Below are 17,775 nucleotides of genomic sequence, written 5' to 3'. Positions count from 1 at the left end.
CAGACGCTCACATCAATGGGGAGGGACCACATGGCGGAAGTACGCGTGCGCAACGTCGACGAACGCATTCTGGCGGCATTCAGGGACGTCGCGCGGCGACGCGGACATTCGGTGCCGGAGGAACTGCGGCGGTTGATCACCGAGGCTGCGGTGCGGCCGAGGCAGGAGTTGATCGCCCGGCTGGACAAGCTGAAGGCGGACATCTTCGAGCGTGGCGGGTTGCTGCCCGACTCCACGCCGCTGATTCGCGAAGAACGCGACCGAAACGGATGAGTGCCGCGTTGTACGCGACCACGCGAACGAGCCTGGCGGTGATTGACGCCAGCGTTGCCGTGAAGTGGCTGATCCCCGAAGCGCATCACGAGCGGGCACAGGCGCTGATCGTCGAGGGTCACCAGTTGATCGCCCCCTCGCATATCGGCATGGAGGTGCTGGGTGCGGTGGTGCGCAAGTTCCGGATGAAGCAGTTGGAGCCTTCTGAGGTCGCTCGTGCCCGCCAGTCGTGGGCCGCGATGATCGACGAGGGTGTGATCGAGCTGGTTGACGCCGCGCGGCTGATGGAGGCGGCCGTCAACATCGCGATCGATCTCAGGCACTCGCTTGCCGACTGTCTGTATGTGGCGCTGGCGGGCGAGGTGAGCGGGACGTTGATGACGTTTGATCGATTGTTGTGCGAGCGTGGCCGGCAACGATGCACTGTTCGGCTGCTGGGGATCGATGACTGACGCGGACGCTTGGGAAGCGGCGTTCGGTTCGAACGGTTCGTCGCTGGCAAACCGGTTCAACTTCCCGGTCCCGGCCGTGATCGCCAATGCCGGCCCGGTCGCCCGCGAAAAGTACATCGAGTACTTCACCGCGACGATCCGCAACGCCAATACCCGCCGGGCCTACGCGGTCGCGGTGAATCGGATGCTGGGCTGGTGCGATCGGCATGGAATCGCGCTTCCGGCGCTGCGGCCCACAATCGTCGCGACTTACATCGAAGAATTGATGCGGACCGTATCCCCGGCGACCGTCAAGCAGCATCTGGCGGCGATACGGGACTTCTGCGATTACCTGGTCCTCGGGCAGGTGCTGCCGACCAATCCCTGCCACGCGGTCCGCGGTCCCAAACACGTCGTGAAGAGCGGCAAGACGCCGGTGCTGACGCAGCAGCAGGCAAGGGAACTGCTCGACTCCATCGAAGTGGCACACGTCCATCCCCTGACCGGTCAGGTGACGGCGAACCTGATCGGCCTGCGGGACCGCGCGTTGATCGCGATGATGATCTATTCCTTCGCACGAATCGGCGCCGCGGTGTCGATGAACGTCGAGGACTACTGGCAGAACGGCAAACGGTGGTGGTTCCGCCTGCACGAGAAAGGCGGGAAGCACCACGCCGTCCCCGCCCACCACAACGCAGAACAATATCTCGACGCATACCTCCAGGCCACCGGCATCGCGGACCAGTTGAAATCCCCTCTATTCCGTACGATCCCCGGCCACGGCGGCGACGTCTCTGACCGAAGGATGACTCGCAATGACGCCCTGGCGATGATCAAGCGCCGGGCCAAGGCCGCCGGCATGCCCCGCGGCACCTGCTGCCACACCTTCCGGGCGACAGGGATCACCGCCTACCTCCGCGGCGGCGGCGTGCTGGAGAACGCCCAGACCATCGCGGCCCACGAATCACCTCGAACGACGCGCCTGTACGACCGCCGCAGCGACGAAATCTCCCCCGGCGAGATCGAGCGGATCGTGATCTAATTGGCATGCGACAGGAGTGCGACGGATACGATGCGCAGCTTTCAACCTCAAGGCGGCGGGAGCGTGTCCAGCATGTCCTGCATTGCTTTTTCTTTCGGTTTCGATCCGAGCTTGGCGAACTGGTCCCTGCTTAGCGACCACAACCGGCGTGCCTCGACGAAGTCCTTGCGCTTTTCCGCGATGGTGCCGAGGTTTGCATTCTGGGTTGCGATGTTCTCCAGATCACCGAGACCTTTGAAGATCGCAAGCGCCTTCTTATGCATGGCCTCGGCCCCCTGAAGATCCCCCCGCAGACGCGCTATAACGCCGAGGTTGCCATAATTGCTGGCCATGCCGTCCAGCCTCCCGAGCTCTTCATCGATCGTAAGTGCTTTATTGTGCATTTCCTCGGCGCCGTTCAGATCGCCCCGGAGGTGTAAGAGAATTCCAAGATTGCCATACTGAATGGCAACCTTGACCCGCCTGCCCAGCCTTTCATTGATCGCGAGGGACTTGTTGTACATGGCCTCGGCCCCGGCCAGGTCGTAGCTCAGGAGCAGATTGGCAATGTCACCGCAAACGTCGGCCACCCCTTCGAGTTTTCCAATCTTTTCGTTGATTTCGAGGGCTTTCTCGAACAGGGCCTTTGCTCCTCGCAGGTCGCCGGTGGCCTTCGTGAGGATGCCGAGAGCGCCGTACTGGGTTGCCATCAACTCAAGGTTGCCGAGTGTTTCGTATATCCCAAGCGCTTTCTTGTGCATCGCTTGTGCCCCGACCGGATCGCCACGGATCCGAAGTAGAACGGCAAGGTTCGCATAGTCGCGAGCCATCCCATCAAGCCGCGCCAGCTTTTCGTTGATCGCGCGGGACTTATTGTGCATGGCCTCGGCCCCGGCGAGGTTGCCACGGATTCTCATGACGACGCCGAGGTTGCTGTAACTGTCTGCCATGCCTTCAAGCCGGCCGAACTTTTCCTCGATCGCCAGGGCTTTGTTGTACATCTCCTCGGCCCGTTCAAAGTCACCGCGTTCTTGCACGACATTGCCCAGGTTGCAATACGCAACAGCCTGTATGGCTTCATCCTGCGGCGCGAGTTCGAGCATCAGATTGTATTGGCGCTCCGCGGCGGTGAAGTCGCCGCGAAGTTTGTAGATCCGCCCGAGGCGGTTGATGGCGTCCAGGTCATTGGGGAGCTGGTCGAGGATATCGTTCAGGCATTGCTCGGCACGATCGATGTCGCCGGTAACGTAGGCGACGGCGGCGCGCTCGCGCAGCAGCCCGACGGCAGGCGGATGATCCCTGGCGATTTGCTCATCCAGGAATTGGCCGAGCAATCTCGGGTCGCCACCGGTGCGAAGCAGGTTGAGTTTCGCTTTGGCGCTGGGGTCGCCGGCGGCTTCGGCGTCGGCCAACCGACGCAGCGCCGCTTCGAGTTGGACGCGGAGGGAATCGATCTGTTGATCTTCAGGCACTTTTGCCACGAGCTGCGCCGCAATCCGCTCGATGGCAGCGTTGATCTCCGCTTTATCCGCCTTCTGAGCGGCGAGGATTTGATTGCTCGTCGTGTGAAGGCTGGACAGGGAGCCGCGGAAATACAGCACCAATCCCGTGACGGCGAGGAGGGCGACAACCATCGCACGAAGCGACCATCTCCGACGAAGTATGGCCCGCTCCGCTTCGTCGCGCCTGCTGGCCAGGTCGCTTTGCTTAGACGCGATGGTCGCGGCGTACTGTTGGGCCGTCGGAATGGCGGCTTCAAGAGTGACCAGCGAGACCTGCCGCCGCCGCTGCTGCGGGTCCCGGCTCATGCACGCTTGTATCAGTCCCCATACGCCGCTGAATTGCGACAGTTGGGGCGGCTCCGCCGGGTGCGGTCCGTTCTCGAAACACTTTCGGAGGTCTTCATGGCCCAGGGTATCCAACTCGTCGCCGAAGGGATGACGACCGGAGAACATCAGCGACAGGATGACCCCCAGACTCCAGAGGTCCGTGGCCCCGGTCGTCTGGGTGACCTTCCCGGCAAGCAGTTCCGGCGCGGAAAAGTGGGCTGTGTAGTGAATGTTCCGGCCGACGTGGTATCCGCGATTGGCGCTTCCGAAGTCGACCAGCCGCAGCTCGGGACCTTCGGGTTGCCCGGTTACGAGGATGTTCGCCGGAGTCAGGTCGCCGTGGCAGAGGCGGGCCTGATGCAGCCCGTTGACGGCGCTGACCAGTTGACGAGCCAGTTCAAGCACGCTCTCGAAATGCTTGTTCGCGTGCCTTTCGAGCCATTCGTCCAGCGGACATCCTTCAATGAACTCCAGGGCGAGAAAATTCACACTTTCGGCGTGAGCGCTGGCACCTTGAACCCGGGGCACCTGAGCAACCCCGTCTTGTGCCAACACGAGCGCCTCGTGCTCCTGCGCCAGCGCCTCGGCCGCATGTTCGTTGGACGGATGGGCGACCTTGACGGCGACGATGGAACGATCGATGCCACGTGCCTTGAAAACCGTGCCGGTGCCGCCGAAGCCGATGACGGCGAAGGGTTGGAAGTGGCCGAGTTGATGGAGTCCAAGCTGACGAGCCTTGGACGGCTCGTCACGAAAGAGCGTCCCCGTCAGGGCCTCACAAACCACCTTGCGGTGTACCCAGAGTGAATCGCACAGGAGTCTGTCGATCCAGACATCACGACTTGCAGCAGCAGAAGCCAGCAGGCCACAGACTTCCGCTTCCCGTCCCGGTGGAGATTGACGGAGAAAGCCCTGGAACAACCCGACCAGATCCTGATCGGTCGTCCCCTCGATCGCGTCGGCGAAGCGGTCACAAATGCCATCGATCTGCTCGTCGTCGTTCATTGACCGTTCTCAGGAGAGTTTGTCCAGTTCTCGTGTCCAGTTCCGGGCATTCTCGGTACCGAACTCCGCTTCCAACTCGGCCGTCGTCCATCCGAGCCGTCGTGCCACGCAGAATCGAGTTTGCATCAGGCCGCGGCTCATTGCGGCCTCGCTGACCCCCTCGGTTTGCAAGACGATCTCGGCCTGGGTGTGACCCTCTGCGTAAACCCTGCCGAAGTAGCCGGCCCACTGACTGCCGCGCCAGCGGGTCATGTCCCCCAGTCCCAGCGCCATCGCTTCGGCAAGCTCGACCGAGACCTCCTCCAGACCAATCCGGTAGCGGTTGTGCTGCTGGTCTCCGAAGTCCTGCATGCCCAAGGGCGAATAGCCACCATCGGGTTGCTGCCGGGTGGCGGACAGCCCGTGTTCGTTGCGATGGCCGGGTCCGATGAACCTTCGATGGAATCTGCTGCGAATCTCGCAGAGCATCCACACCAGCAGCGTCGGAGTGTCTTTCACGAACAGAGTCAACTGGCGTTCAGGGTCGTCGAGAATCTCCAGCAGCTTTAGGACCTGTTCCTGAACCAGTTCCTCGGCGTCCGGAACTCCGAAACCCGCCGTGACGAGTTTCTTTCTGATCGCACATGCGCGATTGAACGCCGATTTGTTGAGTTCTTCAGCTACCTCCGGGGGGAGCGCGAGTCCAGGATGACCGCGATACTCATTCGTGAGCCAAGTGGTGAACTTCGCCATGGAAAGATCGAGGGGTGATGGAAGAACTGTCGGGTTGAGGCCCATACCAGTGTGAAGCAGCCGCCGGCGACCGTCGTCCGGCGGTCGGGAAGGTACTCAAAAGGACCAGAAAAGGAAGCATCCCATGACCACCCGTACATGCGATTTGGAAACGGAAGTTTCGCGACACTTGTTCGTGATCAAGAGCGCGGCACAAAGCGTGTGCCGTCGATTCTTCACCCGAAACCGCGCCGAAATGATTGAGGAGACCTTCTCGCAGGCGTGCCTGTTGATGCTCGCCGATCAGGGCAGGAGCCGGCGAGAGGATGCGACGCTTGACCAATACGTCTATGCCATGGTGCTTAAGGCGGCCGGCGAGGTGGCGGATCGCAAGCATGACCGGCTGATGAGTCGTCTTCGGCGATTGCCCCCCGTGTCTGCAACTAGCGCCCCCGTATCCGTCGATGAGACTGATAGTGCCGACGACGCACTGCAAACACCGGAACAGGTTCGTGCCGCCCTGGAGGGTTTGTCCGAGCGACTGAAGCGGCCGCTGGTCATGCGGTACTACGACGGGATGGCAACATCACAGATCGCGACGGCGCTGGGAACGACCGAAAATGCCGTGAACATCAGCATGTGCCGTGGCCGCAAGGTCCTCCGCGGGCGGCTCAGGCCTCGGGGCGAAACCAGACCTCCGGATATCCGTGGCTGCCGCCGGGCATGAATCACTGCCATGCCGGGTCGTTCAGAGTCCATCAACTCGGTCACAACTGGCGACAGGCCTTGGAGGGGTGGTCGCGCGATCGGCCCTCCTTCCGCTCCCCGGCCGGCATCAGTTCCAGCGGGAGCGGCAGCTCGTGACAGGTCTTGGTGCGGCGCATTTTGCCAGATTCATCCCGAACCTGGAACCGGAACCGTGTCTTGTCCGGCTGATCCTCGCCGGCCGGGTCCACCACGAGAATGGCCGGCAACCCGGTCACAGGGCATTTGATTGCCAGCGACATGCGCCGCAGGGACGTGTTGATCAACGTCGCCAGATCGGCCCGCTCGTTGGGCGTGTTGGCGGGCTGGGCGTACAGGTACTCATTAAGCGTGTCATGCATTACCCGCGCCAGCTCGTTCTTGATCATCTCGCGGATTCGCAGCACTTCGGACTTGCGGGCCTCGAAGTCGTCGGGAAGCCCGGAAAATAGTTCGGCGATGAGCTGGCTCTGGCGGTCGGTCCGCTCGTCGGTCGACACGTTAGGACTCATCGCGGTGGGCCGGCGGATGAGAGTTGGCAGGTGTAGTGAGCAAGGCCGCCGCGAAGTGATCGACTTCGTCGTCCAAGCCGGCGACGGCCGCCAGTCGCGGTCCGGGTTCTGCCGGCAGCGTGGCAATCAGTTCAAGTAGCAAGTCACTCTCGTCCATGGAAGTTCTCCGTTCAATGAGCCATGGCACGAACCAGCGCTCCTGGCAAGCGAAATCGTGAAAGACTTCCGTCGGTGTTGGCAATGAGAGGCAACGGACGCCGCATCAGTCTTTGTCTCGAAGGTGCTCATGTCGCGTGAAACCATACAAGCCATTGAAGTCAGTCGAATCATCAGTCGTCCCCAGGTTCGCCGTGAGTTCGACGACGGCGATCTGGCCAAGTTTGCCCAAAGCATTCGCGAGGTCGGCGTCCAGCAGCCGATCCGGGTCCGACGTGACGGCCAGCAGTACGTCATCGTCATCGGCGAGCGCCGGTGGCGGGCTGGCAAGCTGGCCGGACTGTCATCCATCCCCGCCATCATCGACGAGAACGACCTGACGGATACGGCGATTTTGCAGCTCCAGTTGATCGAGAACCTGCAGCGCGCCGACCTGTCGCCGCGTGAAAAGGCAGCGGCGATCCAGCAGTTGCTGTCCGAGACGAAAGTCACCGCGGCGGAAGTGGCCTCGAAGCTCGGGCTCTCAGCCGCCACCGTCACCAAGCTGCTTTCACTGAACAAGCTTCCGGAGTCGATCCTCGCCTCGGTCGACGCCGGAACGATCTCGCTTTCGGCGGCCTATGAGTTGTCGCAGGTCGCCGATACCGCTCGTCAGGCCGAACTGGCGGCGCAGGTCGTCAAAGGTGGACTGACCCGCGACGCTCTCTCGGGCAAGCGGAAGGCGACCCGGTTCCCGGCGATCGAATCGCCGTCACCCGCACCGTCGCGGGTCACCGTACAGCTCGATGACGAGCGCAGGATGGTCCTCTCTGGCCCCGGGCTGATCACCCTCGAAGACTTCATCAGGTGGCTGGACGATGCGCGGGCTAAAGCTCGAAAGTCATTAATCCAATCCTTCACCCTCGGCACGTTCCTCAAGATGTTGAGGGACCAGGCTGCGTCCTAACCGGAGTTCACTCATGTGGTTCGGAAACCTCCTTCGCGCCGTTCTGCGGCGCGTGCTCTTCTCGTCCGCGCGCTTCGCCGCCCAGCGCGTCCTCGGCCCTGCCGCCGATGCCGCCGTGGTTCATGTGCTCAATCGCATCGATCGACTGGCAGGCGAAAGGCGACGCCTGACCGGTCGGCCGGCGAAAGGTATCGCCTGATCCCGGCAATAACTGTCGTTGTCACCGATGTCCCTGCAGTCCTTCACTGGAGCATCTCATGTTCGGCTGGCTTCGATCCAAACCCGCGCCACGCGAAACGACGCCCTGGGACCCGCAAACGCCTCTGATCCGCTGGGACAGCAGCGGCAATGACGTGCTGACGCTCGGCGACTCGTACGAAAACGTCCTGATCACCGGTCGTACCGGATCGGGAAAGTCGTCCACGTCCGGCAAGATGATTGCACTGGCGCAACTGGAAGCCGGCTTCGGCGGGCTCGTGCTGACCGTCAAGCCCGGTGAAGCCGCGATGTGGCGCGAACAGTGCCGTCAGACCGGCCGGCTGGAAGACCTGCGCGTCGTCGATTTCACTGCCAACCATCGCTTCAACTTCCTGCAGGAACTTCAGTCCATGCAGGGGGACGATGCGGGCTTGACGGAAAACATCGTGTCCTTGCTCATGGAGGTGGGACAGATCGGCTCCCGGCAGACCTCCGCCAGTGCCGGCCAGGGAGACAACGCCTTCTTCCAGCAGGCCTGCCGGACGCTGCTGCGGAACTGCATCGACCTGCTGATCCTAGCCGAGGGGGAGGTCTCGGTGAGTAACCTGTGCCGGCTGGTGTCGGCGCTGCCGAAGTCGATGGACCAGGTCCGGTCCGAGGACTGGCGCAAATCCAGCCCCTGCTACCGGCTGCTGACCAAGGCCGACCAGCGGGCCTTCACCCCAAGGCAGCAACGGGACTACGAGGCCGTGCTCGACTATGTCATGTGCGATTTTCCGTCGCTCGCCGATCGGACGCGATCGTCCATCACCGCGACGTTCATGGCGTTCGCGGACCTGTTCCAGCGTGGGTTGCTCCACAACCTGCTGTCGACCGATACGACACTCTCTCCACGTGAGATCGAAGACGGCAAGATCATCGTCATCGATCTTCCATTGAAGGTGACCGGGGAGGTGGGCCTAACAGCGCAGTTGGTCTGGAAGCTAATGGCGCAGCGGATTCTTGAGCGTCGGGCGGTCACGTCGCGGACCCGCCCGGCCTTCATCCATATCGACGAAGCTCAGTTCTTCGCCTCTGGCCAGTCCGACGCTTTGTTCGCCACCACCTGCCGGTCGGCACGGGTGTCGCTGATTCTTCTCACACAGTCGATCAGCGGCTTCGTCACCGCGTTCGGCGGCGGGGACATGGGACAGGCGTTGACGGACCAGCTTTTGGCCAACCTGTCCACAAAGATCATTCATGCCACCGGCGACACAGGGACCGCCGAATGGGCCGCCGAACTGTGTGGTCGCGACTACCGGATGCTCTGCAACATGAGCAACAGCGCCGGCGGTACGACCGATTGGGCAGCCATGGCAGGAATCGGCGGGAACGGCCAGGCGACCTCCGGACTGACCGAATCCCTGCAGTATGAGATTGAACCCCGCGAGTTCGCGTATTTGCGCACCGGCGGTGCGCGCAACTCCTTTCTCGCCGACGCAATTCTCATCCGCAGCGGCGTTCCCTTCACGAGCACCGGCCGGACCTGGCGTCCCATCACCCTCAGCCAGAAGTGACCTGAACCCACAACGCCCTCATCGGAGATCGACCATGGAACAACAACCGTCCGAACTTCCGCTCAACGAGCGGATGAACCGCGGCGTCAACTCGCTGCTCCTGATCGCCAGCGTCTTCGCTTTCCCGAGCATCGTCTTTCTACACCGGGACCTGGGTTCGAGGTACGCCGGCTTGCAGGCGCTGCTCGCGCTGGTCCTGATCTTCGTCTGGCCCATCGTCGACCCCACGGGTGATCCGCGGCCCATGCTGCTATTCCTGGCGGCGTTCCTCATCATGTGCTTCGTATCCAGAATTGGTTGTTTTCGCAACTATCGCAAAGGCATCCGAATTCACCGGTACTACCACGGCACGCCGCGACTGATGCGGTACTTCCCGTCGCTGAGCGAACTGACCGTCAAGCGTGTCGTCGAGCCGGTCGTCGTCTCCTTCGTCGGACTACTCCTGCTCCCGGTCAGCGCGATGCTGGGGGCATTCCTCGTCGCGTCGGCGGTCGGGCTGGCGATCACCATCTCGGCGTCGGAACTGGCGGCACAGGAGCGCGCCGAGGCCATGTACGACCAACTGATCGAGCAGTCGGGAATCTCTGAAAGGTTTAACCGCCTGCGCGGCAAGTAGAGGCAGGAACCGCGATCCACTTCAACGGAGAACCCCATGAGCAAGAGCGAACCATCCAACCGCAAGTTCGGCGATCAGACTCTCAAGGCGATGGCATCGCTGGGTTTGGAAGAGTTGCGTAACGCCGTTTACCCGTCGAGCAACGTGGCGCAGCAGTCATCGGAACCGGGGGTGTGGGGCGACCGGAGCTACGGCGACGTCTCGGACGACCGCAACCGGGCGGCAACGCCCGAACGTCGTTCCCTGCTGGCAGAGAAAGTGAAGCAGGTGGAGATGACCCATGGCGGTCGCGAGCCCGAGCCGCCGGAACTCTCGCGGGAGTGATTAGACGCGAGTGGTAGCGATCGTCGTGTGAAAGACGCCTGCTGCGCGCGAAATCGATTTCGAAATTGGCAAGAAATGCTCGCCCGCGCAGACGCAAATAGAGAGTGAACCGGATAGGCCGGTTCGAAGGCCAACTGAATGAACTCACACCACCCGGAGGTCCCTCATGTCACTGCTGCAACTCGCATCAAAGCTCCGGACCCGCCTTGAGCGAAAAGTGCAACCGCTCTGCGACCTGGTTATGGCGCTGCGTTCGTGCGCAGACACCGAAGGGCCGCGGCAAGTGATGGAACCCACTCCTTCGGAGGGAGTCGATCCAGATCTTCAACGCTGGGAGGGAGAAGGAGGGTTGATCGTCGGCGATTAACTGCAATCCACGTTCGATTGGCGCTCTCGCGGCGTTCGCGAAAGCGGTGTTCAGATTCTTCATCGAAAAGGCCACCTCATGTTTACATTCTTCCTAGCCGTCCTTGTCATCGGTATCGCGGTTCAGAAGCTGGCTTCGTACGCCAAGCAGAACCCTTCCGAGGCTCTTCATTGGGCCAACAACGTCCGCAAGCTGTTTGGAAAGTGACCCCTCGCGGCTGAATACGGCCGCCGAAAGGGCGGGGCGGTCTTGCGATCGCCCCGCCCCTTTTACTTCGGGATCGCCTGAGGATGCGCGTTGCGACGTCGAGCCCGCCATCACCTAAACATCACGGTGGCGGTTGCTCCAGAGAAGCCGCCGCCGACCCAAATTGAAGTAGTGGAGTCGTGCCGGTTTCGAGGCATGCTCAAAGGATGTTGGACTAGTGCATCTTGATAAGCCAACTTCAGATCAATTGGACTTACCGCCGGAGCTTTCCCTGGCCGAGGCGGCGACGGTTCTCGGCGTCGACAAGAAAACCGTCCTTCGATATATGCGCGACGGCGTGATTGAGTGGAGGAACATCGCGCCGCCGAGCAGTAGCCGACCGACGTTTCGAATCAAGCTGGATTCTGCCGTGAGGCTCCGCACCGCATACACATCCTCGCCCACGCAACCCCCCGACCGGCCAAAGCGGCGGGAAGCTACGCGGCCGTACCAGTCTCGCTACGTGCGGATCGTGCGTCCATGAGCTTCTTCTGGGCGTCGGCAAAGTGGTCGTTGCGGTAGTGCCCGTACACCTTCTCAATCATCGCGATCGAGGTGCCCGCCATCTTGGAGACCGTGGCCGGGTCGATGCCGGCCATCAATGCTTCCGAGATCCACAGGTGGCGGAACGAGTAGATCGTGATGTCATCCCGGACCTTGGCACGCGTGCGAACCTGCTTGAACCGCATGTCCAGCGTGTACCGGTTCCACCCCCGCCCCTTCTGGTCGGTGAAGATCGGCTCGTCCGACTTCCGCACGTCGCACAGCTTCCGCACGATTGCGAGCGACTCCCCGGAAAGCGTGATCCGCCGGGCAGCGGACTCTTTCTGCGTCTTCGACCGCTTGTGTTTGCCGAGCACGATCTGCCCGGCGCTCTTCACGAACTCGCCGACCAGAGCATCAGCCAGCTCGGACGTGCGGGCGCCGGTCTGGTGGTAAACGGTGAGCAGGTCGCGGAAGCCCTTGTACTCGTGGTCGGCCCGGAACTCCTCCGGTCGGCGACTGCGGTACTTGTTCTTCTCCTTCACGATGGCGAGGTCGTCGTCCGCGTGCTCCATGAGCGCCGCGATCTCGTCCTTTGTCGGAAGCTCGGTCTCCAGCAGCGGGGCCGGCGGGTTCTTGTGCCGCTCGATGCCGTGGAACGGGTAAAACTCCCTCGGCAAGCACGGCTTCGGGTTCTTCTTCCCTGCTCCCCAGGCGAAGCAGGCCATGATGCTGGTCTGGTACTTTCCGACCGTGAACGGGTCGAGCGGGGCTTTTCGCTTGGCCCACTTTTCGTCCTGAAAGTCGTGCTCGCGGATGTACGTTAGGAAACCCTTCAGGTCGTCGGCGTCGATGGCCGTCGCCGGGGTGTCGGCGACCAGCGCTTTCCCCTTTTCAAAGTGGACGAATCGGGACAGGTGCTGCTTACGCTCGCCGAACGTTCGGTCGGAGCGATAGCTCTCCATCCATGCCAGGAACTGGTCCATCAGTTCCGCCGTGGTGATCCCGGTGGCGGCGACAGGCTTCGGCTTGTGGAGGGAGTCGAGGTAGGTTCGGAACAGCTTCTGGGCGTCGCGGAACGGCACCTCGTCGATGCGGCCAAAGTAGACACCGCTCGGGTTACCGGCCTTGGTGCACCATTGCCCCTTGTGCTTCCCAAGTTTAGCAACCCGTGGCATAATGCCTTCCTTCGCTGAGAATTCCCGGCCCTTTCACCTCATTCTAGGCATCGAATAGGGGAAAGAAAAGGGGAAACGGGGAAATGAAGTCCCGGCCAAGCGATGGAGAACGCCTGAAAATGCAGGATTTTCCGACAATTCGGAGGAGTGGCAGAGTGGTCGATTGCGCCGGTCTTGAAAACCGGTAGGCCCGTAAGGGTCTCCAGGGTTCGAATCCCTGCTCCTCCGTTTTTTGCTCCCCAATTCCTGTTCGACGACTGCTAAGGTTCCGCCGCCCCGCGTCAATATTGCCGAACGATGGCAACCATGGCGGATTCTGACCCCTTCAAAATCGGCTTGAATCCTGACGCCGGGTCCGCAATGGGCTCCACCGTCGGCGGTCCTGCTGTTGCGGGTACGGGCGGGGCGAATGCTTCGATTGTACAGTTGCTGTTCCTTCAGCATTCGGCACAGGTGCGCGGCTTCATCGTCGCATTGCTCCCTGACCTGTCTCAGGTCGACGACGTGTTTCAGGAGACGTTCCTTACGGTGACGGCCAAGGCCGACGTCTTTGACGCTCAGCGGGATTTTCTTGCCTGGGCGTGTGGCGTCGCGCGATTGAAAGTGCGCGAAGCGGGGCGGAAGTCGCCGCGGCAGTGGCGGCCGTTGTCGGATGAAGTGCTGGAAGCGCTCGCCGCCAGCGAGCCCCCGGCGACGGGCGAAGACGAGCGACTGCGGCACTTGGCGGATTGTGTGAAGGCATTGCCCGAGCAAAGCCGTCGAATGATCGAGTATTGCTACCAGCAGGCCCACAAGCCGGCCGAGATCGCACGGCTGATGGAATGGGCGGTCGACTCGGTCTACGTCGCGCTGTCGCGGGCGCGTTCGACACTACGGGACTGTGTCGCCCGAAAGATCGCGGCGGAAGCGGGGGCGACATGACCGACCCCATGACCGACCCCCGCCTCAATGTCCTGCTGGAGAAGTACTACACCGGAACGCTCTCGGAAGACGACCGCGCCGAACTGGAGCGGACGCTGCTGTCGTCGGCGCAGGCCCGGGCGGCGTTCTGGGATAAGGCGCGCGTGCATTCGTTGCTCGCCCGGTGGGGACAGGAGCAATGGGGCCGACAGATGGCCGGGGAGGCGGGCACGCCCAAGGTGTCCGAGGGTGATCGCGAGGTGTCGCCGGCTGTACGATCGGTCGCATCGCGCAAGGAGACCGCTGTCGGCGGGCCGGTCTGGCGGTCGCGCTGGCTTCCATGGTTCGTCGCGACGGCGGCTTGTATCGGGCTGGTGGCGTTTTGGCTGCTGCGCGACTCGCAGGATCTGCCTTCGCCGGGCTCGCAGCTTGGGGTGATCGCCCCGCCTGCAACGCAGACCGCCGGTGTCGCCGTGCTCGTATCGGCGGTGGATGCGCGGTGGGCACGGGGCGCGAACTTCGAAATCGGGCAGGTGCTGCCGGCCGGCACGATCCGGCTCGAATCTGGTGCGGTGCAGGTCGAGTTTTACAGCGGGGCTCGACTCGTCATCCAGGGGCCGGCGGATGTTCAGATCGTCTCCGACATGGAAGTGTTCTGCCGAAGCGGTCGGCTCTCGGGCTATGTGCCGGTGCCGGCGCGGGGCTTTCGGGTCGCGGCGACCGGCTTCACGCTCGTCGATCTGGGCACTGAGTTCGGCGTGAGTGTTCCGCCGGTCGGCGTGCCGGAGGTTCATGTCTTCACCGGCGAGGTGGAAGTGAGCCGTGCTGGAACGACTTCGCCGCCGACGAAACTGACCGCAGGCAAGGCGACCCGCATCGAGCCGCAGGGTCTGCAATCGATCGCCGCCAGCCGCGGCAGCTTTCTTGGCGAAAACGAGCTGGCGCAAATGGCATCCGGCGATGTTCAGCGGCGGAAGGAAGCCTGGCAGAGCGCGGCGTCGGCGATCAGCCGAGACCCGGCGACGGCGCTGCACCTGGCGTTCGCCGATCAGAACCCCTGGGAACGATCGGTGTGGAACCGCGCCGCCGGCGCAACCCAGCCGGCCTCGGGAAGCATCGTCGGTTGCGGCTGGGCCGACGGCCGCTGGCCGGGCAGCAGGGCAGTGGAGTTCAAAAGCGCCGGCGACCGCATTCGCGTGGAGGTGCCCGGCAAGTTCACCGCCGTCACGTTCATCGCCTGGATTCGGGTTGACGCACTGCCGAACGTGTATCACGCCCTGTTGGCGCCAGACAGCCTGTCGCCGGGGACGCTACGCTGGGGGCTGACCGACAAGGGCGGCCTGCGCATCGGCATTGCCCGGGAATCGGGCAGGCCCAACGACCCCAACTGGGAAGCGCTCAACAGCCCTCCCGTGGCAACGCCAGACCGCTTCGGCCGGTGGATGCTGCTGGCGACCACCTTTGATGGCAAGAACGTTCGAAGCTTTCTCGACGGCCAGGTCGTTTCGACCGGCGAAGCGTTTACACCGGTGCCGATGTCCATCGGCATGGCGGAGATCGGCAACTGGCGAGGCGAATCGCCGCGGTTTCTGCAGGGTCGCCTGGACGAGCTGGCGATCCTGTCGCGGGCGATGACGCCCGAGGAAATCAGGAGCATCTACGAGCAGGGCCGCCCCGCCGGTATGGCCGGCGAATGAAGCTTTTTCTCCACGAATAAGTTTGCGCACGGATCAAGGTCCAGTGCCACGGTTCGCCGGTGCTCCGAAGGCCGGTGACACCGCGCACCGCGCGGCACCGCCGCAATCCGTAACTACAAGATCACTCACTATGGGAGTCACCATCATGAATGCTTTTCCTCGACGTCTACTTCGGGCAGGTTTGAGTTCCGCCATGGCGTTCATCTTGGCCGGCGTCTCGGCCGTGTCGGCGCAATCGGCACCGCAATCGGCACCACCGTCCGTGGCGGTCGTGGCGGTCGGTCCCGGCGGGTACCTCACGTTGCCGCCGAAGGCCTGCAAGCCGCTCCCTGAACAGATCTACAAGACCGACGACCTCAAGGGGCCGATGGTCACCAACCAGTGGTGGAGTTCGCTCGTCTGGCAGAAGTATTCGCAGCCGATGTTCGCCCACCCGCTGGTGCTGACGGCGACCGCAGGCGGACTGACCGTCGCCCAGCACGGCACGACATTGACCGGCAGTGCCGCCGCGATCATGGGCAGCGGCGCGGTGAAGGACGGTGACCTGCGCCTCGGCCACGCTGCCGCAGACGCCTTCCCGCAAGCCGATTGCGCCGGCTACTCCGACTGGTTCGTCACCGCCGCGTTCGCAAGCGGGCCGGCGTCTCTGCGGGCGACCTTCGGTCACGGCAGCCCGTACGTCTATTGCCAGTACACCGGCGGCAACCCGAAGGTCAGTTTCGCGAAGCCGCCAAAGGTCTGGTCGGGTGGCGCCGGCGATGCGGTGCTCGGCATCACCACCAACGGTCGGCACTACGGACTCTTCGGCGCGACCGGATCGACCTGGTCCGGCCTCGACGGCACCGCGTTCGTGAACGACGCCAGGGGTAAATCGTACTTTTCGATCGCCGTCCTTCCCGATGACAAGCCGCAGACGCTCGCGCTGTTCCGCAAACACGCCTACTCGCATGTGACCGACTCTCGCGTGGCGTATCGGGTCGTCGGCGGTAACGTGAAGGCGGTCTATCAGTTCACGCTTCAGCCGCACGAAGGAACCGAGGCCGAGACAATCTTTGCCCTCTACCCGCACCAGTGGAAGTACGCGACATCGCCGCTGACCGAGATGTCGTACGGATCGGTCCGCGGGCAGATGAAGGTCGGCGTCGGCCGGTCGTTCGAGACCTCGATCGCGGTGCAGGGTGTGCTGCCGATGTTCCCGGCGGAAGGTATTCCGGACCGCCAGCGAATGGTGGACTACCTCAAGGCCGCGGCGGCAAAAACACCCGCCGGTTTCGGCGACACCTATTGGGAGGGCAAACGCCTCGGCACCGTGGCCACGCTGGCGGGGATCGCCGAGGTATGCGGCGAGACGGCATTGCGCGACGGCTTCGTCGGCGAACTGAAATCCCGGCTCGAGAACTGGTTCACCGCCACGCCGGGCAAAGAACAGCCGGTCTTCTACTACAACGGCGTCTGGGGCACGCTGGTTGGCAGTCGGCCGAGCTACGGCAGCGACAAGCCGCTTAACGACCACCACTTTCACTACGGCTACTTCATCCGCGCCGCCGCCGAGATCGCCCGCGTCGATCCGGCGTGGGCGGCAAAGTGGAGCCCGATGGTGAATCTGCTGATCCGAGACATCGCCTCGACCGACCGGCAGGATGCGATGTTCCCGTACCTGCGATGCTTCGACAAATACGCCAGCCATTCCTGGGCCTCGGGCGATGCCAACTTCGCCGACGGCAACAACCAGGAGTCGTCGTCCGAGTCTTTGAACGCATGGTACGGCATGATCCTCTGGGGCCAGGCGACCGGCGACACCGCCGTTCGCGACGCGGGGCTGTTCCTCTTCAACACCGAACGGACGGCGGTGGAGGAATACTGGTTCGATGTCTCCGGCACGAACTATCCGAAGGACTTCCCCAACGTCGCGCTCGGCATGGTCTGGGGCGGCAAGGGCGCGTTCGGCACCTGGTTCTCCGGCGATGTCGACTGCATCCACGGCATCAACTGGCTGCCGTACACGCCTGCTTCCATCTACATGGGACGGTACCCGGATTACGTGAAAAAGAACCACGACCGCATCATCGAGAAGCGCAAAGGCGGGCGCGATTACGGCACCGGTTGGGGCGACCTGGTGATCATGTTCCAGGCGCTCAGTGACGCCGGACCCGCCGCGCAATACATCGATGCCAATCCCAACTGCAAACTCGAAGGCGGCAACTCGCACGCCTTCATGTACCACTGGATTCACACGCTGAACCGCTTCGGGCAGAACGACGCGGCGGTCACCGCCGATCACCCGCTGACCAACGTCTTTATCAAAGGCGGCGTTCGGACCTACATCGCGTACAACAGCGGCACCGGACCGCTAACCGTCACCTTCTCCGACGGGAAGAAGCTGGACGTCCCTCCCCGGCAACTGAAAGTCGCCGAGGATCGGAAGTAATCGCCATTTCGACCTGACGCCGGGACCCCGCAAACCACACCTCCAGAAACTTCACCGCCGGAAAGACGCCTCGCTCTGCGAGGCGTCTTTCATTTGGCCCTGTCCTTCCATCGCCGCCGATTCCTTCAAGAAACTCAAGGCGACCGGCCGATGT

General features: G+C 62.8%; 18 protein-coding genes and 1 tRNA gene. 14 read left to right on the top strand and 5 right to left on the bottom strand.

All coding sequences use genetic code 11. From position 1 onward, the window contains the following. Positions 1–30: 30 nt before the first annotated feature. Genes IPV69_RS12365 through IPV69_RS12355 form a run of 3 tightly spaced genes read left to right on the top strand, consistent with a single transcriptional unit; the run spans position 31 to position 1,746 of the window. Entirely contained in the window at positions 31–273 is a 243-nt protein-coding gene (locus tag IPV69_RS12365) for a FitA-like ribbon-helix-helix domain-containing protein (RefSeq protein WP_206295421.1), read from the top strand. Positions 274–311: 38 nt separating this feature from the next. Then, a complete protein-coding gene (locus tag IPV69_RS12360; RefSeq protein ID WP_206295420.1) occupies positions 312–725 on the top strand; it encodes a type II toxin-antitoxin system VapC family toxin in 414 nt (137 codons plus the stop codon). Further along, positions 718–1,746 (top strand): tyrosine-type recombinase/integrase, encoded by a 1,029-nt coding sequence (locus IPV69_RS12355; protein WP_206295419.1) that lies wholly within the window; start codon positions 718–720, stop codon positions 1,744–1,746. Before IPV69_RS12360 ends, IPV69_RS12355 begins: the two co-directional genes overlap by 8 nt. Before the next feature lie 47 nt (positions 1,747–1,793). On the opposite strand, the gene IPV69_RS12350 is transcribed toward IPV69_RS12355, so the two are convergent. Further along, the gene (locus IPV69_RS12350; RefSeq protein WP_206295418.1) at positions 1,794–4,559 is read right to left on the bottom strand and encodes a serine/threonine-protein kinase; all 2,766 of its coding nucleotides are present in this window, start codon (positions 4,557–4,559) and stop codon (positions 1,794–1,796) included. 9 nt (positions 4,560–4,568) lie between these two features. Then, positions 4,569–5,291 carry a hypothetical protein gene (locus tag IPV69_RS12345; RefSeq protein WP_206295417.1) on the bottom strand — a complete coding sequence of 241 codons (723 nt, stop codon included), beginning with the start codon at positions 5,289–5,291 and terminating at the stop codon, positions 4,569–4,571. A gap of 124 nt (positions 5,292–5,415) precedes the next feature. On the opposite strand from IPV69_RS12345, the gene IPV69_RS12340 reads away from it, so the two are divergent. Further along, a complete protein-coding gene (locus IPV69_RS12340) occupies positions 5,416–5,997 on the top strand; it encodes an RNA polymerase sigma factor (RefSeq protein ID WP_206295416.1) in 582 nt (193 codons plus the stop codon). A gap of 40 nt (positions 5,998–6,037) precedes the next feature. Here the strand turns inward: IPV69_RS12340 and IPV69_RS12335 are convergent, their stop codons facing one another. Together IPV69_RS12335 and IPV69_RS12330 are read right to left on the bottom strand one after the other, a co-directional pair. Then, positions 6,038–6,526 carry a hypothetical protein gene (locus tag IPV69_RS12335; protein ID WP_206295415.1) on the bottom strand — a complete coding sequence of 163 codons (489 nt, stop codon included), beginning with the start codon at positions 6,524–6,526 and terminating at the stop codon, positions 6,038–6,040. Further along, positions 6,516–6,683, bottom strand: coding sequence for a hypothetical protein (locus IPV69_RS12330; RefSeq protein ID WP_206295414.1), 168 nt, complete (start codon positions 6,681–6,683; stop codon positions 6,516–6,518). The genes IPV69_RS12335 and IPV69_RS12330 overlap by 11 nt, the downstream gene beginning before the upstream one ends. Before the next feature lie 129 nt (positions 6,684–6,812). Here IPV69_RS12330 and IPV69_RS12325 point away from each other — a divergent pair, with 129 nt between their 5' ends. The 6 genes from IPV69_RS12325 (at position 6,813) to IPV69_RS27570 (ending at position 10,896) form a co-directional block, all read left to right on the top strand. Continuing rightward, positions 6,813–7,628: a ParB/RepB/Spo0J family partition protein gene (locus IPV69_RS12325; protein WP_206295413.1), complete on the top strand. Its 816-nt coding sequence runs from the start codon at positions 6,813–6,815 to the stop codon at positions 7,626–7,628. A 13-nt stretch (positions 7,629–7,641) separates the two neighbouring features. After that, a complete protein-coding gene (locus tag IPV69_RS12320) occupies positions 7,642–7,827 on the top strand; it encodes a hypothetical protein (protein WP_206295412.1) in 186 nt (61 codons plus the stop codon). A 58-nt stretch (positions 7,828–7,885) separates the two neighbouring features. Then, a complete protein-coding gene (locus tag IPV69_RS12315; protein WP_206295411.1) occupies positions 7,886–9,382 on the top strand; it encodes a type IV secretory system conjugative DNA transfer family protein in 1,497 nt (498 codons plus the stop codon). Positions 9,383–9,416: 34 nt separating this feature from the next. Further along, positions 9,417–9,998 (top strand): hypothetical protein, encoded by a 582-nt coding sequence (locus IPV69_RS12310; RefSeq protein ID WP_206295410.1) that lies wholly within the window; start codon positions 9,417–9,419, stop codon positions 9,996–9,998. 36 nt (positions 9,999–10,034) lie between these two features. Next, complete coding sequence (locus tag IPV69_RS12305; protein ID WP_206295409.1) at positions 10,035–10,322, top strand: hypothetical protein; 288 nt, start codon at positions 10,035–10,037, stop codon at positions 10,320–10,322. 445 nt (positions 10,323–10,767) lie between these two features. Beyond that, positions 10,768–10,896, top strand: a complete 129-nt coding sequence (locus IPV69_RS27570) for a hypothetical protein (protein ID WP_261362004.1) — start codon at positions 10,768–10,770, stop codon at positions 10,894–10,896. 476 nt (positions 10,897–11,372) lie between these two features. On the opposite strand, the gene IPV69_RS12300 is transcribed toward IPV69_RS27570, so the two are convergent. After that, positions 11,373–12,596: a tyrosine-type recombinase/integrase gene (locus IPV69_RS12300; RefSeq protein ID WP_206295408.1), complete on the bottom strand. Its 1,224-nt coding sequence runs from the start codon at positions 12,594–12,596 to the stop codon at positions 11,373–11,375. A 141-nt stretch (positions 12,597–12,737) separates the two neighbouring features. On the opposite strand from IPV69_RS12300, the gene IPV69_RS12295 reads away from it, so the two are divergent. The 4 genes from IPV69_RS12295 (at position 12,738) to IPV69_RS12280 (ending at position 17,621) form a co-directional block, all read left to right on the top strand. Continuing rightward, a tRNA-Ser gene (locus tag IPV69_RS12295) sits at positions 12,738–12,824 on the top strand. 132 nt (positions 12,825–12,956) lie between these two features. Further along, positions 12,957–13,517 carry a sigma-70 family RNA polymerase sigma factor gene (locus IPV69_RS12290; protein WP_206295407.1) on the top strand — a complete coding sequence of 187 codons (561 nt, stop codon included), beginning with the start codon at positions 12,957–12,959 and terminating at the stop codon, positions 13,515–13,517. An 8-nt stretch (positions 13,518–13,525) separates the two neighbouring features. Continuing rightward, entirely contained in the window at positions 13,526–15,193 is a 1,668-nt protein-coding gene (locus IPV69_RS12285) for a LamG domain-containing protein (protein WP_206295406.1), read from the top strand. Positions 15,194–15,386: 193 nt separating this feature from the next. Next, positions 15,387–17,621, top strand: a complete 2,235-nt coding sequence (locus IPV69_RS12280; protein WP_206295405.1) for a glycosyl hydrolase — start codon at positions 15,387–15,389, stop codon at positions 17,619–17,621. Positions 17,622–17,775 lie beyond the last annotated feature (154 nt).

It is taken from the genome of Humisphaera borealis (genome assembly GCF_015169395.1).
GTDB classification, from domain to species: Bacteria; Planctomycetota; Phycisphaerae; order Tepidisphaerales; family Tepidisphaeraceae; genus Humisphaera; species Humisphaera borealis.
Note: the sequence above shows the minus strand (reverse complement) of the source record. Positions and strands in the feature narration are given on the sequence as shown.